Source organism: Helicobacter sp. 23-1045 (assembly GCF_053654655.1).
Genome location: NZ_JBSIUR010000007.1, coordinates 16,576 through 37,308, shown reverse-complemented (window position 1 = coordinate 37,308; position 20,733 = coordinate 16,576). Strand labels below are relative to the sequence as shown.

The following is a 20,733-nucleotide window of genomic DNA, read 5'->3' as shown; positions in this document are numbered from 1 at the left end:
TTAACTCCTTATGATTTGATAAAAATGCTCTACTTCCAAACTAGCACCACCCACCAAAACGCCGTCTGTCGCGGATATTATCTCTTTTGCATTGTTTGCATTTACGCTCCCGCCGTAAAGAATGGGCTTTTTGGCGATATTTTGCAAAAATTCATAGACTTCGCTAATCTGCTCCAAACTTGCATTTTGTCCCGTGCCTATCGCCCAAATCGGCTCATAGGCGATGATTAGATTTGGATAATCTAAATCTATTTTTTCAAGCTGTGAGCGCAAAAAATCTTTTGTTTTATTGGATTGGCGAATCGCCAAATTTTCCCCCACACAAAGAAAAATCTCAAAATTTTGCTTTGCAAAAAACGCAAATTTCTTTGCCACAACTTCATCGCTTTCACCAAAAAGCGTCCGCCGTTCGCTATGCCCGATTAAAATCGTTTTTATGTGAAATTCGCTCAAATGGCAAAGCGATATTTCGCCCGTAAATGCGCCGCCTTCGGCAAAATGCGCGTTTTGTGCGCCAAGCGTAAGATTCGCAAAATCATTTGCCACAAGCGAAGTAATCGCAGGAAAAATATAAATTTTTCGCGAATCCAAAAGCTCTTTTGTCGCCGAATTTAGGCGCGAATCCAGCGCATTTAGGTAGCCAATCGAATCGGCACGATTTTTGTTGCTCTTAAAATTACCAGCGATGATTTTCATTTTTCTAAAATCCTAATAAAAAAATTGTAGAATTTTAACAAAAATATTTAAGGATTTCACGCAAAAAATGCTCTATCAAAAATTTAAAAAAAATCTTAAAAAAACGCTCCAAACAATTATCCCAAACAAAATGCCCGATTTTAGCGTGTGTGAGGTTGAAAACCCGCTGTTTTTTGCGTATTTTGTGAATGGCGATATTTTTCACATTTCACATAGCGAAAATATCGCATTTAGCGAGGTTATCATCGATGAAGTGGTAAAAGTGGGATTTGAAAATGATGAGTTTATCTTTTATCCACAAAACGCAGAATCTGCCTATTTCAAGGGCGATTTTGAGCTTGATACTTATAGATTTGTCGAGTTAATTTTGGAGAATAATTTGAGCGAAATTGCAAGTGCGATTCACGCTAAAATCGCGCAATTTAGGGAGAAAATCGTAGATTCTGCGATGCTTTACAAGCTAAAAATGCAAAATGCGATTTGCAATGTGGAGTTTGTGGGCGAGGTATTTGATGAAGATTTGAAATGGGAGATTGAAAGCGCGATAAAGTCCCTTATTTGCGAGATTGCGAGTGAAAATATCATCGATTCAAAACGGCATATTTTTGAAGTGCTCTTTGAAAATGGCATTTATGATTTTGACAATATCGCTGAATCTGCCCCTGTGCGCGATATTTTCAAGCGATATTATAATCGCTCAAATCTAAGCGATAATATTCAAAGATCGCTTGAAATAAAACTAAACAAAATGCGATTTTTTATAAGTTATTTTTTTGAAAATATTTTTTTAAGCACAAATATTAAGGGCAAAATTTTTATAGATTCAAAGGTTTTCATAAATGATATTTTTCTCATCGGTGCGCCAGAAATCAACTATGCAAATGCGGATTTAAAAATCGCATTTAGTGGCGAAAATATAGAAATCACAAACTTGCAAAAAATACAAGTTATTTTACACAGCATAAAGAGCAATCTAAAAGCACAAAACGCAGAATCTACATTTGATTCAAACAACGAAATCATCATAAATGACAAAATTATAGTAAAAAACACCGCACTTTTGGCGATACAAAATAAGGCAAAAGATAGCAAAATCGCTCATAAATTAGAGCTAATTTACAGCGTAGGTGGCGTAGAGAAGCGATTTGTGGGTAGTGGGAGTGTGAAAAATATACTTTGAATGCGCTACTTGCGGACAAATAGCGCACTTAAAATTACACGCAGGCGGTGTCGCCACCTCGCATATTTTCGCCAATATCATCGCGATTTGTGCTTCCTAGCGCACTCCACACGATGCACCCATCAGTCGGGCACGCAGTGGCGCACGCTGGGGCGTCATTATGCCCTACGCACTCCACGCATTTATCGCCATACACATAGTAAATGCCCTCGCCTGTGGGATTATCATCATCATCGACAATCGCACTCACAGGACACTCATCAATGCACGAACCGCACGAAATGCAAATATCCGTAATCAAAACAGCCATCATATCTCCCTTAAATTTAAATTTTGGCAAAAGCCAAGTTGAAATTTTAGTGTGTTTTTTGCAAAAAATACCATAAATTTTGCAAATTTTATGCTTGTATAAACAAATCTTCCATCATCTCATAAAGCACCGAATTGTCCCGCACTGCGATATTAACCTCGCTAAAATCTAATTTATATGTATTTTTTTCTAGCAGTTTTTTGACATTTTCGTAATTCACGCTTAGATGCAAAATCTTATTTTTATAAATGCTTCCGCTTACAATCCCCAAATTATGAAACACCGCGCAGAAGGTAATTTGCTCGTTTTTTTGCCTTTTTATTTGGAGTAAAATGTGGCGATTTTGCTCTTTTATCACAAGATTTAAAATGCCCTGATTTAGCGCATACAGCGAGTTTGAGATGAAATCAAACTCATCTTTTAAATGCGTATTTAGCGCAGAATCTATCAATTTATCCCTAAATTCTCGCACGAAATCCGCATTTTTTGCCATCGCCTCCAAATCTTTTGGCGTGAAAAAAATGGGCGAATTTTTGGCAGATTCTGCGATTTTGGGGCGCATTTTTAGCTTTGAAATCAGCAACTCACCGCCCGAGTCTCTCACAATCGCCCAATATTTCGCGCCAAGTTGCAAATTTGCATTGCTTTTTGCCTCTATTGTGGTGTTGCCGAGTTTTAATAAAAATCCTTTTTGCGTTTTTTGCAAGATTTCTAAAAGCAATGGGAGCGTGGTGTTGAAATTTTTAATGCTATTATTTTGCGTTGTTTGGGCGATTTTGGCGATGTTTAAAATCTTTTGAATCATTTTTTTACAAGATTTTTGGCGATATTTTGCGCGATTTTAAAGCTAATATTTAGCTTTGAATCTTGTGGGATTTTTGCGCTAGACTCGCGTGTGAAAATGCGCACTTCATTGCTATCCCTGCCGATTTGATTAGATTCGCTAATCACATTTAGCACCACCATATCGCAACCCTTTGTATCAAGCATTTTTTGGGCATTTAAAATCGCAGAATCTGCGTTTGATTCTGCCTTAAATCCCACAATATAGCACGAATCGCCAAATTTGCCAGAAATCTGCGCTAAAATATCAGTATTTTGAATTAAATGCAAATCCCACTCTTTGCCGATTTGCTCTTTTTTTAACTTGCCTTGCGCAGGTTGCGCCACTACATAATCGCTAATTGCCGCAGCTGAAATGAAAATTGTGTTTTTAGATTCTGCGTTTTGATTTTTGTCATTCTGAGATTGCGAAGCAATCGAAGAATCTCTATTTTGAGATTTTTCGCTACGCTCAAAATGACAAAATGGAGCAGATTCTGCGTTTTTTGTGCGATTCGCATACGAATCTAACTCCGCTTCAATCGCATTTTGAAACTCCGCACTACTTTTCACAGCGATTTTTTTCACGCCTAGCGGGAGATTTAGCGGAAATTGTGATGCGATTAAACTCACATTTGCGCCCAAAAAATAAAACGCCAAAGCCAAATTTGACGCTTGTTTGCCACTTGAATCATTTGAGATATGGCGAATCGCATCGATTTTCTCTACGCTCCCGCCACCTGATATTATGACATTTTTATCACGCCAAAAATCGCCGTTTGATTGAGCGCAAAAAGCGCGTTTTAGATGAAATATGATTTCGCAAACCTCCGCCATCGCGCCATTTGCGATGATATTACACGCCAAAAGGCTAGTGCGGGGCGGGATTATGTGGTAGCCCATTTGTTGCAACGAATCCATATTTGCCCTATTTTGCGCAGATTTAAGCATATTTACATTTGCGCTTGGAGCGATAAAAACGGCGCATTTACACGCCAAAAGTGTTTCGATTATCAAGCTATCGGCGATTCCGTGTGCGAGTTTGGCGATACTATTCACACTTGCAGGGGCTAAAATTGCGATGTCAGCGAGATTTGCATAAGAGATATGCGATATTTGGGGGAAAGATTCGGTTGATTTGCAAAGGACTTTGTTGCCACTCATCGCCTCAAATGTGAGCGGAGCGATGAATTTTGTGGCTTCCTCGCTCATCACCACAAAAATCTCTGCGCCCTCTTTTTTAAGCGCACTGATTAAATCAAGCGACTTGTAAATCGCAATCCCCCCGCTTACAAGCAGTAAAATGCGTTTGCCATTTAATAGATTCATATTTTACCCCTTATAAATTTTGCGATTCTGCGATATTTTGTGGCATTGGCTCTAATTTCAATGATGGATTTTCAATAAGTTTCTTAAAAAAGCTCTCTAAATACACTTTATTTAGGGCGATGCCTTTTTGAATATCGCTATAATTTGCCATCACAAGGGCATTTCTAAAATATTTTGAGTGCTCTTTAAATATCGCATTATCACATAAAATCCCCTTGCTTCGCAAATATTTGATGGTAAATACCGCGATTGTCCGCGTGTTGCCCTCTGCAAATGGGTGAATCTGCCAAATATTAGCGATAAAATGCGCGATATTTTTGCTCCATTGCTCTTTTTTGATAAGTGCGTAATTTTTATTTGCTTCTGCGCTAAAATCATAATTTAAATATTCTATTATTTCATCATAATTGCCATAATGCACGGATTTATCGCCTAAAATCGCTTCTTTTTTTGCGATATTAAAGTCTCTAAAATTGCCGACATATTTTTCATCTATTTTTGTAAAAATACCGCTAAATAGTTTTTTGTGAATGACTTTTAGCGTGGCAGGCGATAAAATGAAGTGATTTTCATCAAGCATTTTGGCAATTCTTATGGATACCAAATCGCATTGCTTCTCATTGCAAATCGCCATATCGCTTAAATTTTGCGTGGCGTAATATGCCTGCAATTGGCTTTCGATTTCATTATATGTATTTGATTGAGCGATGGCGGTGTAGAAATATTTTGAAGGCATTAGATTATCGACTTTGTTTAATCCCACGCCTATTTCTACATTTTCCTTTTTGTAGGGCAAGTTTTCGTTATCAATAATCGCGTGCTCTTGCTTCTCCACAATCTGCCTTTTTTTGTTGAATGTGGCATTATATCATATTTTGATTTGTAGATTCTGCGAATTTTAAGTGAAAGATTCGGCTCTAAAATCGCAAGCACTTTTTTAGCAAAATCACACTTAATATTACCACGCAAATTTCAGCGAAAAATCCCACCAAAAATACGCCATTTACGCCAAAGATTCGTGGCAAAATTAGCAAAAATGAAAGCCCAAAATACACCAAAAAGCCCACTACGCACGAGATTCCCACTATCGCTAACACACAAGCGCAAAAAATTTCGTCTTGTTTCTTTGAGCGCGTTTTTGCGATTCAAAAATCACAAAAATTTTAGTTTCAAAAGCCACAAAATTCTGTGTGAATCTACAAAAAAATAGCGCGATTTTACTAAATTTTTCGCTAAAATTTCATTTTTAAAGATTCTGCGATTTATAAATTGAAAGGACGCAAAAATGAGATTAGAAGCAACTACAAAAGCCCCAGATTTTACCACCACAAATCAAAATAGCAAAAAAGTTAAACTTAGCGATTTCAAAGGCAAATTTGTCATTTTGTATTTTTATCCAAAAGATATGACAAAGGGTTGCACGATTGAGGCAAATGATTTTAGCGCGCTAAGCGCGGAGTTTGGCAAACTAGGCGCGGAGATTTTAGGCGTTAGCCCAGATAACGAGCAATCGCACCAAAAATTCATCGTAAAAGAAAATCTAAAAATAAACTTGCTTTGCGATGAAAACCACAAAATCGCCGAATCTTACGGCGCGTGGGGATTAAAAAAGAATTACGGCAAAGAATACGAAGGCATTATCCGCTCAACTTTTATCATAAAAGATGGCATTATTTTAAAGGCATTTTATAATGTCAAAGCCGCAAATCACGCACAAAAAGTGCTTGAATCGCTTAAAAATATCGCAGAATCTGCCACAGATTCTGCGAATCCAAGCAAAAAAAGCATAAAAAGCACGAAATAAAGGCGATTTTACGCACAATGCACTTTAATAAATTCACAAAATTTTACACGCCAAAAGCACCCGAATTTCACGCAAAAAGTGCCGAGATTCAGGCACTCGCGGAGTTTTTGATGGATTACACTTTGGCGATGCTATCCATCGGCACTTACACTTCGCGCGTGGAGAAGTGCGCAAAGCGCATAGGACAGGCGTTTGGCTACGATGTGCATATTGCCATTTTCTCACACACCATAAATATCAGCATTTTAGCGCACGATAACTACACCAAAAGCAAAACTTTCGTGCGTGGATACAGCGATTTGGCACTTGACTTTAATAAAATCTCCGCACTCTCCGCACTTTCGTGGCACGCCTATGATGATAAAATCACATTTGAGGCACTAAAAGCGAACTTCGAGCGGATAATGCGCCAAAAACGCTATGGATTTTTTGGCAATTTGATTTTGTCAAGCTTCGCATTTGCGGCGTTTTGCAGGATTTTTGGCGGGGACTTTGGGGCGGTTGGCGTGATTTTTGTATCGACTTTTATTGGCGTTTTGGTGCGCCATATTTTGGTAAAAATGAAAATCGATTCACGCATAATTTTCGTGCTGTGCGCGTTTGTGGCATCGATGATTGCCTATTTTGGCGGAGTGATGGGACTTACAAGCAAGCCAGATGTCGCAATCGGTAGCAGTGTGCTATTTCTAATCCCGGGCATTTACCTAATCAACGGCGTTATCGACATTTTGGACGGGCACTCGCTAAATGGACTCTCTCGCCTAATCCGCGTGACAATCCTTATATCTTGCATAGCTGTGGGATTATACGCCACGCTTAGCTTCTCAAAGCTACCGATGGAGTATTGAAAATGGATAGCGCATTGCTTATAAATTCGCTAATTGACGCGGGATTTGCCGCGGTGGCGGGACTTGGATTTGCCTACGGGTGTAATCCGCCTATGCGGACGATTTTTGTCTCCGCGCTACTTGCAGCAGTGGCGCACGGCGCGAGATTCTACCTACAAAAAAGCGGATTTGACATCACAAGTGCGACATTTTGCGCTGCATTTATCATCGGGATACTTGGTATGATGCTCGCCAAACGCCTAAAAACGCCCACTGAAATTATCACCTTCCCCGCGATTTTGCCAATGATACCGGGTATGTATGCCTACCGCACGATATTATCCATCGCTAACTTTTCAAGCGAGGGCGATTTAGAAGCGCAAGGACGCCTTTTAGTCCAAATCACAAATAATCTAATCACCACTTTCTCCGTCTCTCTTGCCATCGCCGTAGGCATTTCGATAAGCTTGGTAATCTTTTATGAACAGAGCTTTATGATGACACGCAAAAGCGTAAATGAGAACTTAAAGGGGCTGTGAGGGATTCGTAAGTGCGAATCTAAAATTTGCGATTTTTTATAAATTTTTGCGATTCGCCCCTTGACTTAGAGCTACTCTAATGTTTTATAATTTCAATCGTGGATTTTGGGTTTGCATTTCGATTTGCGATAATATTGCGCAAAATAGGCGCGAATCGCCAAATCAAAACTGCGAATCTAAACGCCACAAATTTAATTTTAAAAGGATAAAAAATGAAAAATGTAACATTGACAGGCGATTTGCAAAGGCGCGAATTTATCAAAAATAGCGCGAAAATGAGCGTAGCTTTGGGCGCATTAGCGACATTTGGCAATTCAACTCTTTTGGCAAAGAGCGCGGATTCAAGCGATTCAAGTGCGAAAAGCGCGGATTTAAAGGGCGCGAATCTAAACACAGATTCGACTAAAAACCCCGCAAAAATCCCCACATTCACGCTAAATAACGGCGTTGTAATGCCAGCAGTGGGATTTGGCACACTCAAACTTGGCGATGCCAAAGCCACGCAAAAAGCCGTAGAGGACGCGCTAGAAGCGGGTTATCGATTATTTGACACCGCACAAAGCTACGCAAACGAGGAAGCCATAGGCTACGCATTCAAAGCCACAGGGGTAAAACGCGATGAATTATTTATCACTTGCAAACTTTTTCGCCCCTACGCAAACGAAGCTTTGGCGGGAAAAGCCTACTTTGAGAGCCTAAAAAAGCTCAAAATCGACTACGCGGATTTATACCTAATCCACCAGCCCGTAAATGACACTTACGGCGCGTGGAGGGCGATGAGTGCGCTTTACAAAGACAAAGCTGTCCGCGCCATCGGCGTTAGCAACTTTAATCCCGCGCGGATTATGGACTTCGTGCAAAACAACGAAATCAAACCAGCAGTCAATCAAATCGAGTGCCATCCGCATTTTCAAAATGAAAAAGCATTGCAAAATCTAAAAGAATTAGGCATTCAAATGGAGGCGTTTAGTCCGCTAAAACAGGCGCGGGACAATATTTTGAATGACAAAGTTTTAAGCACAATCGCCAAAGCACACAAAAAGAGCGTGGCGCAGGTGATTTTGCGCTGGATTTATCAGCGAGGCATTATTAGCGTTGCAAAGACTACGAAGCCCACGAGAATGCGAGAGAATCTAGCTATTTTTGACTTTGAGCTAACAAGCACAGATATGGCAAAAATCGCCAAATTAGAGACAGGCAAACCCTTGCTAGACCATCAAGACCCCGCACGAATCAAGTGGTTTAACGAGCGCACAGCAGGGGAGAACTTTACGCGATAGGGATTTTGTTTGATGAAAGTTGTATAATTTTTAATTTGAAAGGATAAAAGATGAAAAAAATAGCAAAATCTATCGCGCTATGCGTGATTTTGGGAGGTTTGAGTATGGTAAATGCGAGCGAACAAGAGCTAGTCAAAGCGGGGAGTTTGGGCGGATTTGAAGGCAGCGATAAGATTTTCAGTGGCAAAGTCAAAGTAACAACGCTTTTTAAAGACGCGCCTTATCGTGCGTTTGGCGGGGGATTGGTAGAGTTTAGCAAAGGTGCGCGGAGCGCGTGGCATACACACCCTGCGGGACAAACGCTAATCGTTACAGAAGGCACAATCATCACAGGCACGGAAAATGGCGTGGTGCAACTCGCACACAAGGGCGATACAATCCTCTGTCCGCCTGATTTGAAGCATTGGCACGGCGCGACTGACAAGCAGAATGGCGCACATATCGCGCTTACAGGCGTAAAAGACGGGCAAAATGTCGTGTGGCTAGAAAAGCTAAGCGATGAGGAATACAAAAACGCGCTAAAAAAGGCGAAGTAGATTCGTGCGATTTGCGCAAATCTAAAATAAAAAAGAGGTGTCATTGCAAGGCGAATCGCAAATTCGCGCAAAGCAATCCACGCCGAATCGCCACCAATCGTCATTGCGAGTCCTTGCGACAGCAAGGCGAAGCAATCCGTAGGATTTACTAAAGAAACTTCGTTTTGCGAACGAAGTGAAGCAACCATCCAAATCACGCGAATCTAAAAGCTAGATTCGCGCTATGATAAATATGCGAATCGATAAATTATTACATTTAGATTCGCACAAAGTAAGAAATTCGCATAAGATTCATAAGTCGCTGAAATAGATTGCTTCGTTGTTTTCGTTTCATTCACGCGCTTCGCAATGACAAAATTTAATGCAGAATCTACCTTGATTTTGCCATTCTTATCGAAGCACAAAGCAAAGAATCTCTATTTTAGATTCTGCGTTTTTGTGCGATTCGCAGAATCTACGCTAGATTCTGCGAATTTTAATAAGATTCTGCGAATTTCACGCGATTTTCACGCGCATTTAGATTCGCATAATCACGCCAAAACGCGCTTTTTTAGCATTTCTACAAATTTTGGCAATTCCGCGCCGATGGCGACTTTGTTTAGCAAATTATAGACTTTGTTTCTATCCTTTAAGCGGACAAGCGATTTGATGAGCGGTTTTAGGGCATAAGGATTTTGGGCTATTCGCAGTCCTACTTTTTGCCACTGCCTTAATTGATAGCTTTGGTTGGGCGCGATTTCAAGCGCGATACTTGGGGTGCGCGTGGATTGCACTTCTACCGCCGTTACGCCCCCGCCACAGATGATTAAGTCGCTCTCAATCATTAAATCTTTTAGCTCTCTTGCGGATAGATTCGCGTGTATTTGCGTCCCAAAGCCACAATTTAGCGGTTCATAATATCGTGGCAAAACGACACTGATTTGCGAGTATGACAGCTCTTTTTGCACGATGTCAAGGGCTTTTTGCGTGTTGTTTGCAAAGTCATTGCCACCTAGCGTGATTAGCACTTTGTTTATTTCTTTGCTAATTTTTTTTGGCTCTACGCTACGAAATTCTTTTCTAAGTAGCCCATATTCCACCCCCGCAAAAATCTCATTTTGGATTTTGTCATTGTAAAGTCGCTTTGCGTTTAGCGCGGGATTTAGGATAATGCAGTCCTTTGGATAGGCTATTCGACTAAAATCATCTAGCGCAACGCAAATTTTGGCATTTTGCAATGCAAAAGCATAAAATTCAAAGGGCGCGTAGTAGGAATCTATCACGATTAGCACGGCATTTTTTATCAAATCGTGCGGATTTTCTAGCCAATTTGCATTTGTCGCATTTGCGCTCTCATAATCGCCCCTATTATAAATCTCCACCGCAAAATCCGCGTTTTGTAGATAGCTTTTTAGCGCAATGCAACGACTCAAATGCCCCAAGCCAAAGTTTTTCCCCGCTTCTGTGAAAATCACTGCCTTTAACGCGCTCATTTTGTTGCCCTGCCTTAAAAACTCGCCTAAATCTTGTGCGAATCAGCCAAAATCTTGTATTTTAGCTCGGCGATTTCCCAATCGCTAGGAGTATTTATGTCCGCTACAAAAATCTGCGGGATTTTAATAATGCGCGAATCCTCGCTAAAAATAGGCTTTTTTGATAAGAAATTTTCCGCACTTCCAAAATAAAACTGCCCCGCATCATAATACAATGCTTCTAAATCTTGCGAACGCGTAAGCTCGAATCTCTCGGCTAACATTTGAATCTTGTCATCTCTCACAAAAAAGCTTCGCAATGGATTTGCATTATACTCACACGCGCTAAAAATATAAGATTTTTGATTTTGCAAAAATTTCTCAAAGCCTTTTTTTAAAAAATCCACTTTTAGCAACGGCGCAGTGGGATAAATGCAACAAATATTGTCATTTTTTTGCAAATTTAGGCGATTCGCTTCGTAAGCCAAAACCTCCAAAGTCGTAGCAAAATCATCGCAAAAAGATTCGCGCAAATGTGGCACTTCCGCGCCAAAATCCACCGCGACTTGCGCAATCTCCGCGCTATCGGTGCTAACGATGATTTTATCAAAGATTTGCGAATCTTGTGCTACTTTAATCGAATATGCGATGATGGGTTTGCCGCAAAAATCTTTGATATTTTTACGCGGGATTCGCGCACTTCCGCCCCGCGCTGGGATTATGGCGAGATTCATCAGCAAATCTCTAACGCAAGATTTTTGCTAATAAGGCCACGCGTTTTCAATCTCTTTGCTCCCCCAATTTTTGTGCCTCTTATCGCTTATATCGCCCTCGCTTGTATAGTTTAGTTTCAGCTCAGAAATGTAGCGCGAAGCAATCGTATTGTTTGAAGTAATGTCATAGGGGCGAATCACGCCACTTAAAAGCATCACCTTTTTTTCGCCATCCACCATAATTTGGCGCGTCCCCTCAATGTAATAATTGCCGTTTTCTAGCACCTTTATCACTCGCGCCATAAGCTCAAAATTCACGCGCTCCGTGCGGTTTTGCGAACCGCCACCGCTGAAATTTGTCGCAGAATTTGCTAAATTCATATTAAACGCACTGCCATCTTTGAAAGAGTTGATATTTTGCGCGATTTGGGCGTCATTGCCCGTATAATCCACGCTAGGCGCGGTAAGTGTGCCGTTTTGATTGCCCGTGTATGCCTTTTGCGTGTTAAAACTCGCACTTGAACTCTCATCAACTAGCACTAGCAAAATGTCATTTACCCGCATAGCGCGTCTATCGGCAAACATAGGACGCTCACCTTGCCCAAATAGCGAACCAAGTTTGGGAAACTCTTCGATAAAATCTTTTTCGGGCAACTCTTCGACATATTTTGGCGGAGAAAAATCCATAATCGGGTCGGCAAACAGCGCAAATGGCGCAAGATTCGCACACACAAACAAAAAAATCTTTTTCATAAAATCGCCTTAAATTTTTGGTATAATTCGCGCATTTTTAAAGCAAAGTTTATTCCAAAAAAGGATTGTTACGATGACGATAAAAGAGCGATTAAGCGCGGATTTGAAGTCTGCGATGAAAGAAAATGACATTTTTAGGCGCGATACGATTCGCCTTATAAATGCGGGGATTAAGCAAGTAGAAGTCGATAAGCGCGTGAGTTTGGACGATGAAGGCGTGATGAAAATTTTGCTTGGCGCAAAAAAACAGCGATTAGATTCGATTGCGGCTTATGAGAGCGCGAAACGCGATGATTTGGTGGCAAAAGAAAAGGGCGAATTAGAAATTATTTTGCAATATTTGCCAAAACAGCTTGGCGATGATGAATTGCGCACAAAAATCGCTGAAATTATCAAAAATGTGGGCGCAAATAGCGCAAAAGATTTAGGCAAGGTAATGGGCGCGTGTAAGTCATTGCAAAGCGTGGCAGATGGCGCAAAAATCGCAAAAATTGCAAAAGAGTTGTTAGGCTGATTTTAGGCTAATTTGGGGGCTAAAATGGCGGATTTTGGGGAGTGCGAATCCTTTTGCTTTGCGGAGGTAAATTTAGCAAATTACGCGCATAATTTGGCGCAAATCAAAGCGCATTTGCCGATTAGTGCGAAAATCCTAGCAGTCATCAAAGCAAACGCCTATGGTTGCGGAATCGCAGAGATTGCAAAAATCGCGTATAAATGCGGAGTTTATGCGCTTGGCGTGGCTAGAATGGACGAAGCCTTAATCGTGCGAGAAGCCCTGCCAGAGGCAAAAATCTTAATTTTAGGCTACACGCCAAAAGAGTTGCTAAACACCGCAATCGCGCATAACATCGAGCTTTGCGTCTATCACAAGGACATTGCCAAATCAATCTCACGCGAAGCACAAAGGCAAAACAAAACCGCACACATTCATATCAAAATCGACACAGGAATGGGGCGAATCGGCTTTTTGTGCGATGAATTAAATACAGATGATTCGCTAAATATTATCGAATCTATCTCAAAACTGCCAAATATCCAAATCGCAGGGGTTTTCACGCATTTTTCAAGCGCAGATGAGGCGGATTTAGGCTACACGCAAATGCAGGTGGCGCGATATTGCGACTTTGTGAAAGCGTTAGAATCGCGTGGGATTAAGGGCTTTATGCGACACTGCTCAAACTCTGCGGGGATTTTCAGCTATCCGCAAGGCATTTTTGATATGGTGCGCGTGGGGATTGTGAGCTATGGTATCTCTCCACTTCCTGCACTACCCGTGAATCTAAAACCTGTATTAAGCCTAAAAGCCCGTGTGGTGCATATCAAAACGCTTCCAAAAGACTGCGCGATAAGCTATGGGCGGACATTTATCACGCCAAAAACTATGCGAATCGCCACGATTTGCGCAGGTTACGCCGATGGATATAGCAGACTTCTCTCAAATAAAGGCGAAGTTTTGATTCGCGGGATTCGCGCAAAAGTCGTAGGTAGCGTGTGTATGGACCAGCTGTGCGTGGATATTAGCGACATTAAAGACGCGCAAATCGGCGATAGTGCGGTGCTTTTTGGCGTTGATGAATGGGGCAATGAGATTAGCGCAGATGAGTTAGCGCAAAAAATCGGCACGATAAGTTATGAAATAATTTGCGCGGTGTCAAATAGAGTGCCAAGAATTTATAAAGGCGCGTTGTCTCTTTGATTCTTTCGCGGGATTCGTCATTGCGAGACTTGTTTGCAAGTCGTGGCAATCCATACGATAGATTCTGCGAATCGCACGAAAAACGCAGAATCTGCGAAAGATTTATGATTTTTTATGATTTTTTCGTGCGAGATTCTGCGATTTTGCGAAAAAATATTATGTTTTCGCTACAATTTTGACTTTTTAGATTTTTTATGAGTTTTTTAAAGGTTGCATTATGCCAAATTCAAAAATAGAAAATATCGCCCAAATCGTGGCATTTATCGCGCTAATACTCACCGCAATCGCGCTAATTGCGTGGGACTTTAAGATTTATGGAGATATTTTTCGCTTCATCTTGCCTATTTTGTGCGCTTTTGCGCCATTTTATGAAAGAGATTTTGAGAAATTAAAAGAGTTGATTTTTGCTATTTTAATCAGCAGTTTAGTCGTGTATGTGGCAAAATTTGGTATTTCGTATATGGTGGCAAATTACGATGTGGCGGAGATTTTGAGCTTTGCACGGCGTCCCATAAATGACGAATACAAGGGCTTTCCAAGCGGACACACACAAGGTGCGTTTATCGCGGTGGCGTTTGCCTTTGTGTATTTTCATCTGCGATGGAAAATATTGCTTTTTTGCCTTGCCACTCTTGTCGGGATTTCGCGCATTTATAGCGAGTATCACACGATTTTGCAGGTAATTTGTGGGGGGATTATTGGATTTTTTATAAGTTATTTTGTGATTAAATTTTTGCAAAATCGCAGAATCTAGCTAAAAAATAGCAATTTCACGCACATTGCGAATGATACGGCGACAACAAGTGGTTTTATGATTTTTATGCCGTATTTTAGTGCCATTTTCGCGCCCAAATATCCGCCGATGATTTGCCCCACTGCCATCGCCGCAGCAAGCGCAAATATAATATGTCCAAATACCGCAAACGCAAGCACGGAGGCAAAATTCGTGGCGAAGTTGTAGAGTTTTGCCTGTGCTAGGGCGTCTTTTATGCCAAAGCCACCAAGTGAGATTAGCGCAATCATCAAAAACGAGCCTGTGCCCGGTCCAAAAAATCCATCATAAAAGCCAACTATCCCGATGATAAAGGCAAGTGCGATTTTGCCGATTCGCGCTTTGTTTGATTCTTCGCTCACTTTTGGCGAAAAAAGAAAATACAGCGCGAAAAACATTAGCAAAAATGGGATTGCCTTGCGTAAAATATCCGCGTTTATCACTTGCACCGCAAGTGTCCCGCCTAGCGCAAATACAAAGGCAAAGGTAGCAAAAAGTGCGCATTTTCGCCATTGCAAATATCCCTTGCGCCAAAAATGCAAAGTCGCGCTAAAAGAGCCAAAAACCGCCTGAAATTTGTTTGTGCCAAGTGCTTCGTGTGGCGGGATTCCTGCAAACATTAGCGCGGGGATTGTTATCATTCCGCCACCACCTGCGATACTATCGACAAATCCCGCCACCAACGCCACCACGCTTAAAATTAAAATAGTGGTTATATTCAAATCAAAATCCATTTTTGTCCTTTGTGTGCGCTAGATTCTGCGAATCGCAGAATCTACATTAAAACTTTTGCTATAATTTTGCGAAATTTTAACTTTAAGGACAAAAAATGGCAAGTATAAATTATGAAAAATATGCGCGTATGTCGCAAAAACAGCTTTTTAACTCGCTATTAAATGCGGAGAAAAAAGAGCGCGATATTATGGAGCGGACAAATCAAAAGTTAAGCGATACGCGGGATTTGATAGCGTTTTTAAAGGCGAAAATCAAAGATAGCTTTGAGCCAAAATATGAGTTTGTGCCACTAAAAGAAACACAATCTTACAAGTTAGCAATGGAGTATAAAAAGACGCTCACTCCGCAAGAATTAGCAGAGATTGAGAGAGAGTTAGACGAAGAAATAAATAGGGATTATGGCGATGAATTTTGAAATAATTGTAGATAAAAAAGCTGATAAAGCCCTATCAAAACTGCAAAAATCCGCGCCAAAAGCACATTTACGGATTATCGAGTTTTTAGATAGCAAGCTCTCAAACGCCAAAAATCCGCACCTTTTGCCAAATGCGAAGCGTTTGCAGGGCTTTGATGATAATCGCTATCGGTGGCGCGTGGGCGAATATCGCATTATAGGCATTATCGAAAATGGCACTTACAAAATTATCCAAATCATCAAAATCGCCAAGCGTGATGATGGCACTTATAAAGGACTATGATTTATCCCGCAAAGTGCGCAAAAATCGTCCCAAAAATCTAAAATGCTTTTTATTATAAAGGCTGATTAGATAAATGGCGATGATTGCCAAAATACCGCCGATTGCCGTGCTAATCTCTGGCTTTTCGCCCAAAATGATAAATGACAAAAGCACCGCAAAAAACGGCACAAGTAGCGTGAAACTTGCGCTTTTGGTAATGCCTACCACTTCAATGCCTTTGTAATAAATGCTTGTGCCAAAGACGGTGGATAAAAGCGCGATAATTAGCAAAAATCCAAGCGATTCGCCCTCGCTAAATATCGCAAAATCCGCGCTTTGCAAAAATGGCACAAACAGCACCGCACTAAAAAACGCGCTATAAAAATTTATCACAAGCGGGTGGAGCGGAAGTTTGCGGACGCTTAAAGTTACACACGCCCACAAAAACGCCGCCAACATAAAAAATAGATTAAATGAATCAAAAATCGCACCCTTACCAGAGATAAAGAAAACACCCGATATTAGCCCGATTCCAAGCCCTATGCACTCCAATCTGCTGAGTTTTGCGCCAAAAATTACCACGCTTAACAAAGTCGCCAAAATAGGCGATAAAGTCGTGGTTATCACACCTGCGCTCCCTGCGTTGCCTAAATTTATCGCGTAGAAAAATACAAGCGAATAAAGCGCGTTTGAAGCGATATTTGCGCCAAGTCGCACAAAGCAAGAGCGTGGGACTTTTAGGCTTAAACCCAAATATTTTATGATAGGCAGTAGGCACACTGCCACAAGCGCAAATCGCCCAAATGCCACGATAAAAGGCGAATGAGTTGATGATAGGATTTTGGATATGGGCCACGAAAGCCCCCAAAAAAACATTGCGACAAATAGTAAAAAAATAAAAGTTTTTTGCATTTTAGATTTGTGCTTTGCGCTTTGGATTCGCGCTAGATTTACAGCCACGAATCTTAACCATTTTTTAGCCTTAAAATCTCATCATAAATCTTTGGAAACGCGCTTGTGCTAGGCTCTAAATACACGCTATCAAAGAGATTTTCATTGATTCCACGCGCGGAGTTGAGATTATTTAGAATTTTGTAGCCTTTATTTATCATCGCACAAATATTCACAACCTCCCCGCTAGTGCCACTTACGATGATTATGTCATTATCTCTCACGCGTCCAAAAATCTCATACATTTGCGCGTATTTGGGAGCTTGCTCATAAAAAAATACGATATTTGGCTTTAAGATGGCATTTCCGCATTTAGGACAGGGCGAAAAGTCGTAAGGCGCGTAGCCGATATTGATAATATTTTCGCAATTTTTGCAACGAATCTCCCATAATTTCCCGTGTAAATGCAAGATATTTGCATTGTCGTATTGTGAAAAATCTAAATTGTCATTGCGAGAATTGCTTTGCGATTCGTGGCAATCCAAAGTATTAAAATCCCCCAAAAGCTCCAAATACGCTCTCTCAAACAAATCATCGACATTTTGCGTGATATTTATGACTTCAAAATTTTGCGCTAATTTTTGGGCGATTTGATGTGCGATATTTGGCTTCACACGCGCTAATTCCTCGCGCCGCAAATTATAAAATTTATGCACAAGTTCGTAATTTTGTCGCCACGAATGGTAATTGCAAACGACATTTATGTCATAATTTGCCCAAAGTCCATTGCTATCTCTAAATGTCGCTAACCCACTCTCCGCGCTGATTCCCGCACCGCTAAAAATGATAATTTTGCCATTTTTGAAATTCATTTGGATTTGTCCTAAAAATTATTTTAAAAGCGCGATTATAGCAAAATCATTTTTGTGCTAAAATGCCGAATTTTCACGCCAAAATTTATTAAAAAGAATTTATTTAAGAAAAAGGGGGAAGCGATGATTTTTATCGATGCTTGTTTTAGGAAAGAGACGCCATATACGCCCATTTGGCTTATGCGTCAGGCGGGGCGATATTTGAGCGAATACCGCGAAGTTCGCGCAGAGGCGGGGAGTTTTTTAGATTTGTGTAAAAATGTAGATTTGGCAACGCGCGTAACGCTTCAACCTGTGGAAATTTTCGACTTTGATGCGGCGATTTTATTTAGCGATATTTTGCTAATCCCGCTTGAAATGGGACTAAATTTAGCATTTATCAAAGATGAAGGACCGAAATTTAGCACCACAATCCGCAGCGATGCTGACTTAAAATCCCTAAAAAGTGGCGCACACACGCGCCTAAATTATGTTTATGATGCTGTGAGTGCCATTCGCGCAAAACTGCCAAAAGACAAGGCGTTGATTGGCTTTTGTGGCGCACCTTGGACGCTTGCGACTTATATGATTGAGGGGCAGGGCAGTAAAAATTATGCGAATTCTAAAAAAATGCTCTATCAAAATCCGCAGTTGCTCCACGCCCTTATGGCGCGAATTAGCGATGAGCTAAGCGCGTATTTGGAGGCGCAAATCCGTGCTGGGGCGGATGCCGTGATGCTTTTTGACTCGTGGGCAGGGGCGTTAGAGGGCAGTGCGTATTTGGAGTTTGGATTTAAATACATTTTGGCGATTGTCTCGCATTTAAAGGCGAAATATCCAAAAACGCCAATAATCGTCTTTCCAAAGGGCGTGGGCGGGTATTTGCAGAGATTTGGCGAGTTTGGCGGGAAGTTTGAGGTTTTTGGGATTGATTGGGGATGTGATTTGGGAGGTGCAAGGGCGATTTTGGGCGATAAATTTGTCTTGCAGGGGAATTTAGAACCCGCGAGATTATATGATGGATGCGCGATGGAGCGGGGCGTAGAGGTGATTTTGGAGGTATTTGGCACACAAAGTGGGCATATTTTTAATTTAGGGCACGGAATGTTGCCTGACTTGCCCCGCGAAAATGTCGCAAAATTAGTGCAGATTCTGCGAGAAAAGACGGCGCGATAGATGAATATCATCTTTGGACCGCTGCGCTCACGGCGGTTTGGAATCTCGCTTGGCGTGGATTTATCGCCAAATAAAAAGCAGTGCAATTTTGACTGCATTTACTGCGAGTTGCGTGGTGCAAAGAGCGTGGAGCGATTTAGCGAGATTTTGCCACTTGAAGCGTTGCTAGATTCTGCGAAAGAGGCACTAAAAAAGCATAAAAATATCGATGTTTTGACAATCACGGCAAACGGCGAACCCACGCTCTATCCGCATTTGGAGGATTTTATCGTAGAGATTAAAGCATTTTTGCCAAAGGGCGTAAAAACGCTAATTTTAAGCAATGGTTCAAAATTCGCAGAATCTAGCGTCCAAAACGCCCTAAAACACTTCGATATCGTAAAATTTAGTTTAGATTCTGCGGATGAAAAATCGTATAAAAAAATCGATAGAATTCACAAATCTTTGGATTTTGAAGCGATAAAAGATGGCATTAAATCTTACGCAAAAGTGCGCCAAAACCTGCTAATTTGCGAGGTTTTGCTAGTGAAAAATATCAATGATAATGAAAAGTCCTTGCGCCCTTTGGCGGAGTTTTTGCGGGAAATCAAAGTCGATAGGGTGGATTTGGGGAGCATTGATAGACCGCCGGCATATAACGCAGAATCTGTCGAAGTGGCGCAAATTAGCGAGTTTGCGAAGTATTTTGAGGGACTTTTTGTAAGCATTCCTACGCGCGAGATTCTGCGCCAAAATGAAAAGTTAGATTTGCAAAAAAGCGAAATTTTGGATTTATTAAAACGGCGTCCATTTGAGGTAAATGAGGCAGATTCTGCGTTTTGTGCGCGAAGTTTGGCGCATTTGAGAGATTTGGTAAAGGCAAATAAAGTAAAAATAAAAAGCGTAGGTGTGCTAAAATTTTACGCAGTTTAGAAAAATTGTAGTATAATCGCAAAAATTTACACAATTAAGGGGAAAAAATGGGTTTGTTTGATAGATTGAAAGATAAATTTATAAAAAAAGAGGAAGAGGAAGTAGTGCCACCGCCAAAGGTTTATGAAGGCAATTTCTTCACCGTGGCGCGCAGAGGAAGCGCGGATGATGTGAAAAGCGCGATTTTGGATGGGGCGAGTGTGTATATCAAAAATGACGCGCATTGCACGCCTTTGATGTTTGCTGCGGAGGAAAATGGCGACCCGGGCGTGATAAAGGTGCTTTTGGAGGCGGGTGCGATTTTGGAAGCACCCACAAAAGGCGGCGCAACCCCGCTTATGGGCGCAGCGCAGAAAAATAAGAATGTCGAGGTTTTACAGGCGTTAATTGACGCGGGGGCGAATGTGAATAAAATCAACGATATTGGTTTCACGCCCCTAATTTACGCTGCTGCGTATAATCCAAACGCCGAATTCACCCTTCGCCTTTTAAAGGCAGGTGCGAATGCGAACTTTACGAATAAATTTAGTCGCTCGGTTTTCATTTATGCTGCGCTAAATAACCCAAATGCCGAGATTCTGCGACTTTTGCTAGACTTTGGCGCGGATTATACAAAGCAGGATTTGCAGGGGAAAACGGCGTTTGAAATTATCAAAGATGAGGGCAAAATCAGCGCGGATAGCGAGGTTTATAAGCTATTAGAGAGCATCGAAGCAAACGGATATGAGAAGCGCACACACTAGATTCTGCGAATCGAATAAAAAACGCAGAATCTACCGCAGA

Annotated in this window: 28 protein-coding genes; 16 read left to right on the top strand and 12 right to left on the bottom strand. The window is 41.2% G+C overall.

Features of this window, described 5'->3' with window-relative positions; all coding sequences use genetic code 11:
* Positions 1-696: a triose-phosphate isomerase gene (locus ACWIUE_RS07975; protein WP_454136193.1), complete on the bottom strand. Its 696-nt coding sequence runs from the start codon at positions 694-696 to the stop codon at positions 1-3.
* Positions 697-763: 67 nt separating this feature from the next.
* Here ACWIUE_RS07975 and ACWIUE_RS07970 point away from each other — a divergent pair, with 67 nt between their 5' ends.
* Complete coding sequence (locus ACWIUE_RS07970; protein ID WP_454136192.1) at positions 764-1,876, top strand: hypothetical protein; 1,113 nt, start codon at positions 764-766, stop codon at positions 1,874-1,876.
* Between the two features lie 34 nt (positions 1,877-1,910).
* Here the strand turns inward: ACWIUE_RS07970 and ACWIUE_RS07965 are convergent, their stop codons facing one another.
* The 5 genes from ACWIUE_RS07965 to ACWIUE_RS07945 all read right to left on the bottom strand — a co-directional run bounded on the left by ACWIUE_RS07965 (position 1,911) and on the right by ACWIUE_RS07945 (position 5,434).
* Complete coding sequence (locus ACWIUE_RS07965) at positions 1,911-2,186, bottom strand: DUF362 domain-containing protein (protein WP_454136191.1); 276 nt, start codon at positions 2,184-2,186, stop codon at positions 1,911-1,913.
* An 88-nt stretch (positions 2,187-2,274) separates the two neighbouring features.
* Positions 2,275-2,991 carry a hypothetical protein gene (locus tag ACWIUE_RS07960; RefSeq protein WP_454136190.1) on the bottom strand — a complete coding sequence of 239 codons (717 nt, stop codon included), beginning with the start codon at positions 2,989-2,991 and terminating at the stop codon, positions 2,275-2,277.
* A complete protein-coding gene (gene coaBC, locus ACWIUE_RS07955) occupies positions 2,988-4,337 on the bottom strand; it encodes a bifunctional phosphopantothenoylcysteine decarboxylase/phosphopantothenate--cysteine ligase CoaBC (protein ID WP_454136189.1) in 1,350 nt (449 codons plus the stop codon). Before coaBC ends, ACWIUE_RS07960 begins: the two co-directional genes overlap by 4 nt.
* A 10-nt stretch (positions 4,338-4,347) precedes the next feature.
* Positions 4,348-5,172 carry a Fic family protein gene (locus tag ACWIUE_RS07950; protein ID WP_454136188.1) on the bottom strand — a complete coding sequence of 275 codons (825 nt, stop codon included), beginning with the start codon at positions 5,170-5,172 and terminating at the stop codon, positions 4,348-4,350.
* An 82-nt stretch (positions 5,173-5,254) separates the two neighbouring features.
* On the bottom strand, positions 5,255-5,434 hold the full coding sequence (locus ACWIUE_RS07945) for a hypothetical protein (protein WP_454136187.1): 180 nt from the start codon (positions 5,432-5,434) through the stop codon (positions 5,255-5,257).
* A 188-nt stretch (positions 5,435-5,622) separates the two neighbouring features.
* Here ACWIUE_RS07945 and bcp point away from each other — a divergent pair, with 188 nt between their 5' ends.
* The 6 genes from bcp to ACWIUE_RS07915 all read left to right on the top strand — a co-directional run bounded on the left by bcp (position 5,623) and on the right by ACWIUE_RS07915 (position 9,935).
* Positions 5,623-6,141, top strand: coding sequence for a thioredoxin-dependent thiol peroxidase (gene bcp / locus ACWIUE_RS07940; protein WP_454136186.1), 519 nt, complete (start codon positions 5,623-5,625; stop codon positions 6,139-6,141).
* Positions 6,142-6,158: 17 nt separating this feature from the next.
* A complete protein-coding gene (locus ACWIUE_RS07935) occupies positions 6,159-6,989 on the top strand; it encodes a threonine/serine exporter family protein (protein WP_454136185.1) in 831 nt (276 codons plus the stop codon).
* 2 nt (positions 6,990-6,991) lie between these two features.
* Entirely contained in the window at positions 6,992-7,507 is a 516-nt protein-coding gene (locus ACWIUE_RS07930) for a threonine/serine exporter family protein (RefSeq protein WP_454136184.1), read from the top strand.
* A gap of 212 nt (positions 7,508-7,719) precedes the next feature.
* Positions 7,720-8,787: an aldo/keto reductase gene (locus ACWIUE_RS07925; RefSeq protein WP_454136183.1), complete on the top strand. Its 1,068-nt coding sequence runs from the start codon at positions 7,720-7,722 to the stop codon at positions 8,785-8,787.
* Positions 8,788-8,891: 104 nt separating this feature from the next.
* The gene (locus ACWIUE_RS07920; RefSeq protein WP_454136270.1) at positions 8,892-9,323 is read left to right on the top strand and encodes a cupin domain-containing protein; all 432 of its coding nucleotides are present in this window, start codon (positions 8,892-8,894) and stop codon (positions 9,321-9,323) included.
* A 348-nt stretch (positions 9,324-9,671) separates the two neighbouring features.
* Positions 9,672-9,935 carry a hypothetical protein gene (locus ACWIUE_RS07915; protein ID WP_454136182.1) on the top strand — a complete coding sequence of 88 codons (264 nt, stop codon included), beginning with the start codon at positions 9,672-9,674 and terminating at the stop codon, positions 9,933-9,935.
* Here ACWIUE_RS07915 and ACWIUE_RS07910 read toward each other — a convergent pair.
* From ACWIUE_RS07910 to ACWIUE_RS07900, 3 genes are read right to left on the bottom strand one after another with little or no spacing between them, the layout of a single operon-like run.
* Positions 9,854-10,795 (bottom strand): hypothetical protein, encoded by a 942-nt coding sequence (locus ACWIUE_RS07910; protein ID WP_454136181.1) that lies wholly within the window; start codon positions 10,793-10,795, stop codon positions 9,854-9,856. The genes ACWIUE_RS07915 and ACWIUE_RS07910 overlap by 82 nt on opposite strands.
* A 26-nt stretch (positions 10,796-10,821) precedes the next feature.
* Positions 10,822-11,508, bottom strand: coding sequence for a pseudaminic acid cytidylyltransferase (gene pseF, locus ACWIUE_RS07905; RefSeq protein ID WP_454136180.1), 687 nt, complete (start codon positions 11,506-11,508; stop codon positions 10,822-10,824).
* 27 nt (positions 11,509-11,535) lie between these two features.
* On the bottom strand, positions 11,536-12,240 hold the full coding sequence (locus tag ACWIUE_RS07900; RefSeq protein WP_454136179.1) for a flagellar basal body L-ring protein FlgH: 705 nt from the start codon (positions 12,238-12,240) through the stop codon (positions 11,536-11,538).
* A gap of 73 nt (positions 12,241-12,313) precedes the next feature.
* On the opposite strand from ACWIUE_RS07900, the gene ACWIUE_RS07895 reads away from it, so the two are divergent.
* The 4 genes from ACWIUE_RS07895 to ACWIUE_RS07880 are packed head-to-tail and all read left to right on the top strand — an operon-like array spanning position 12,314 to position 14,690.
* Entirely contained in the window at positions 12,314-12,754 is a 441-nt protein-coding gene (locus ACWIUE_RS07895) for a GatB/YqeY domain-containing protein (RefSeq protein ID WP_454136178.1), read from the top strand.
* 24 nt (positions 12,755-12,778) lie between these two features.
* Positions 12,779-13,936, top strand: a complete 1,158-nt coding sequence (gene alr / locus ACWIUE_RS07890) for an alanine racemase (protein WP_454136177.1) — start codon at positions 12,779-12,781, stop codon at positions 13,934-13,936.
* Positions 13,933-14,115, top strand: a complete 183-nt coding sequence (locus tag ACWIUE_RS07885; protein WP_454136176.1) for a hypothetical protein — start codon at positions 13,933-13,935, stop codon at positions 14,113-14,115. Before alr ends, ACWIUE_RS07885 begins: the two co-directional genes overlap by 4 nt.
* Before the next feature lie 38 nt (positions 14,116-14,153).
* Entirely contained in the window at positions 14,154-14,690 is a 537-nt protein-coding gene (locus ACWIUE_RS07880; protein ID WP_454136175.1) for a phosphatase PAP2 family protein, read from the top strand.
* On the opposite strand, the gene ACWIUE_RS07875 is transcribed toward ACWIUE_RS07880, so the two are convergent.
* Positions 14,687-15,442 carry a TSUP family transporter gene (locus ACWIUE_RS07875; RefSeq protein ID WP_454136174.1) on the bottom strand — a complete coding sequence of 252 codons (756 nt, stop codon included), beginning with the start codon at positions 15,440-15,442 and terminating at the stop codon, positions 14,687-14,689. The genes ACWIUE_RS07880 and ACWIUE_RS07875 overlap by 4 nt on opposite strands.
* Positions 15,443-15,537: 95 nt before the next feature.
* Here ACWIUE_RS07875 and ACWIUE_RS07870 point away from each other — a divergent pair, with 95 nt between their 5' ends.
* Positions 15,538-15,858, top strand: a complete 321-nt coding sequence (locus ACWIUE_RS07870) for a hypothetical protein (protein ID WP_454136173.1) — start codon at positions 15,538-15,540, stop codon at positions 15,856-15,858.
* Complete coding sequence (locus ACWIUE_RS07865; RefSeq protein WP_454136172.1) at positions 15,848-16,141, top strand: type II toxin-antitoxin system RelE family toxin; 294 nt, start codon at positions 15,848-15,850, stop codon at positions 16,139-16,141. Before ACWIUE_RS07870 ends, ACWIUE_RS07865 begins: the two co-directional genes overlap by 11 nt.
* Here ACWIUE_RS07865 and ACWIUE_RS07860 read toward each other — a convergent pair.
* Both ACWIUE_RS07860 and ACWIUE_RS07855 read right to left on the bottom strand, forming a co-directional pair.
* Positions 16,136-17,080: a DMT family transporter gene (locus ACWIUE_RS07860; protein WP_454136171.1), complete on the bottom strand. Its 945-nt coding sequence runs from the start codon at positions 17,078-17,080 to the stop codon at positions 16,136-16,138. The two genes, ACWIUE_RS07865 and ACWIUE_RS07860, sit on opposite strands and share 6 nt — an antisense overlap.
* A 5-nt stretch (positions 17,081-17,085) precedes the next feature.
* On the bottom strand, positions 17,086-17,883 hold the full coding sequence (locus ACWIUE_RS07855; protein ID WP_454136170.1) for an SIR2 family NAD-dependent protein deacylase: 798 nt from the start codon (positions 17,881-17,883) through the stop codon (positions 17,086-17,088).
* 123 nt (positions 17,884-18,006) lie between these two features.
* Here ACWIUE_RS07855 and hemE point away from each other — a divergent pair, with 123 nt between their 5' ends.
* From hemE to ACWIUE_RS07840, 3 genes are read left to right on the top strand one after another with little or no spacing between them, the layout of a single operon-like run.
* Positions 18,007-19,038, top strand: a complete 1,032-nt coding sequence (hemE, locus tag ACWIUE_RS07850; protein WP_454136169.1) for a uroporphyrinogen decarboxylase — start codon at positions 18,007-18,009, stop codon at positions 19,036-19,038.
* Positions 19,039-19,950 carry a radical SAM protein gene (locus tag ACWIUE_RS07845; RefSeq protein WP_454136168.1) on the top strand — a complete coding sequence of 304 codons (912 nt, stop codon included), beginning with the start codon at positions 19,039-19,041 and terminating at the stop codon, positions 19,948-19,950.
* A gap of 47 nt (positions 19,951-19,997) precedes the next feature.
* On the top strand, positions 19,998-20,693 hold the full coding sequence (locus tag ACWIUE_RS07840) for an ankyrin repeat domain-containing protein (RefSeq protein ID WP_454136167.1): 696 nt from the start codon (positions 19,998-20,000) through the stop codon (positions 20,691-20,693).
* Positions 20,694-20,733: the final 40 nt, after the last annotated feature.

What these genes read in the sequence shown, in the direction of transcription:
- ACWIUE_RS07875 (WP_454136174.1), bottom strand. Translation starts at nt 15,442, where the DNA reads ATGGATTTTGATTTGAATATAACCACTATTTTAATTTTAAGCGTGGTG.
- ACWIUE_RS07925 (WP_454136183.1), top strand. Translation starts at nt 7,720, where the DNA reads ATGAAAAATGTAACATTGACAGGCGATTTGCAAAGGCGCGAATTTATC.
- ACWIUE_RS07900 (WP_454136179.1), bottom strand. Translation starts at nt 12,240, where the DNA reads ATGAAAAAGATTTTTTTGTTTGTGTGTGCGAATCTTGCGCCATTTGCG.
- ACWIUE_RS07915 (WP_454136182.1), top strand. Translation starts at nt 9,672, where the DNA reads ATGACAAAATTTAATGCAGAATCTACCTTGATTTTGCCATTCTTATCG.
- ACWIUE_RS07855 (WP_454136170.1), bottom strand. Translation starts at nt 17,883, where the DNA reads ATGAATTTCAAAAATGGCAAAATTATCATTTTTAGCGGTGCGGGAATC.
- pseF (WP_454136180.1), bottom strand. Translation starts at nt 11,508, where the DNA reads ATGAATCTCGCCATAATCCCAGCGCGGGGCGGAAGTGCGCGAATCCCG.
- ACWIUE_RS07840 (WP_454136167.1), top strand. Translation starts at nt 19,998, where the DNA reads ATGGGTTTGTTTGATAGATTGAAAGATAAATTTATAAAAAAAGAGGAA.
- ACWIUE_RS07845 (WP_454136168.1), top strand. Translation starts at nt 19,039, where the DNA reads ATGAATATCATCTTTGGACCGCTGCGCTCACGGCGGTTTGGAATCTCG.
- ACWIUE_RS07870 (WP_454136173.1), top strand. Translation starts at nt 15,538, where the DNA reads ATGGCAAGTATAAATTATGAAAAATATGCGCGTATGTCGCAAAAACAG.
- ACWIUE_RS07970 (WP_454136192.1), top strand. Translation starts at nt 764, where the DNA reads ATGCTCTATCAAAAATTTAAAAAAAATCTTAAAAAAACGCTCCAAACA.
- ACWIUE_RS07965 (WP_454136191.1), bottom strand. Translation starts at nt 2,186, where the DNA reads ATGGCTGTTTTGATTACGGATATTTGCATTTCGTGCGGTTCGTGCATT.
- hemE (WP_454136169.1), top strand. Translation starts at nt 18,007, where the DNA reads ATGATTTTTATCGATGCTTGTTTTAGGAAAGAGACGCCATATACGCCC.
- ACWIUE_RS07895 (WP_454136178.1), top strand. Translation starts at nt 12,314, where the DNA reads ATGACGATAAAAGAGCGATTAAGCGCGGATTTGAAGTCTGCGATGAAA.
- ACWIUE_RS07920 (WP_454136270.1), top strand. Translation starts at nt 8,892, where the DNA reads ATGGTAAATGCGAGCGAACAAGAGCTAGTCAAAGCGGGGAGTTTGGGC.
- ACWIUE_RS07960 (WP_454136190.1), bottom strand. Translation starts at nt 2,991, where the DNA reads ATGATTCAAAAGATTTTAAACATCGCCAAAATCGCCCAAACAACGCAA.
- ACWIUE_RS07865 (WP_454136172.1), top strand. Translation starts at nt 15,848, where the DNA reads ATGAATTTTGAAATAATTGTAGATAAAAAAGCTGATAAAGCCCTATCA.
- coaBC (WP_454136189.1), bottom strand. Translation starts at nt 4,337, where the DNA reads ATGAATCTATTAAATGGCAAACGCATTTTACTGCTTGTAAGCGGGGGG.
- ACWIUE_RS07880 (WP_454136175.1), top strand. Translation starts at nt 14,154, where the DNA reads ATGCCAAATTCAAAAATAGAAAATATCGCCCAAATCGTGGCATTTATC.
- bcp (WP_454136186.1), top strand. Translation starts at nt 5,623, where the DNA reads ATGAGATTAGAAGCAACTACAAAAGCCCCAGATTTTACCACCACAAAT.
- ACWIUE_RS07935 (WP_454136185.1), top strand. Translation starts at nt 6,159, where the DNA reads ATGCACTTTAATAAATTCACAAAATTTTACACGCCAAAAGCACCCGAA.
- ACWIUE_RS07910 (WP_454136181.1), bottom strand. Translation starts at nt 10,795, where the DNA reads ATGAGCGCGTTAAAGGCAGTGATTTTCACAGAAGCGGGGAAAAACTTT.
- alr (WP_454136177.1), top strand. Translation starts at nt 12,779, where the DNA reads ATGGCGGATTTTGGGGAGTGCGAATCCTTTTGCTTTGCGGAGGTAAAT.
- ACWIUE_RS07975 (WP_454136193.1), bottom strand. Translation starts at nt 696, where the DNA reads ATGAAAATCATCGCTGGTAATTTTAAGAGCAACAAAAATCGTGCCGAT.
- ACWIUE_RS07930 (WP_454136184.1), top strand. Translation starts at nt 6,992, where the DNA reads ATGGATAGCGCATTGCTTATAAATTCGCTAATTGACGCGGGATTTGCC.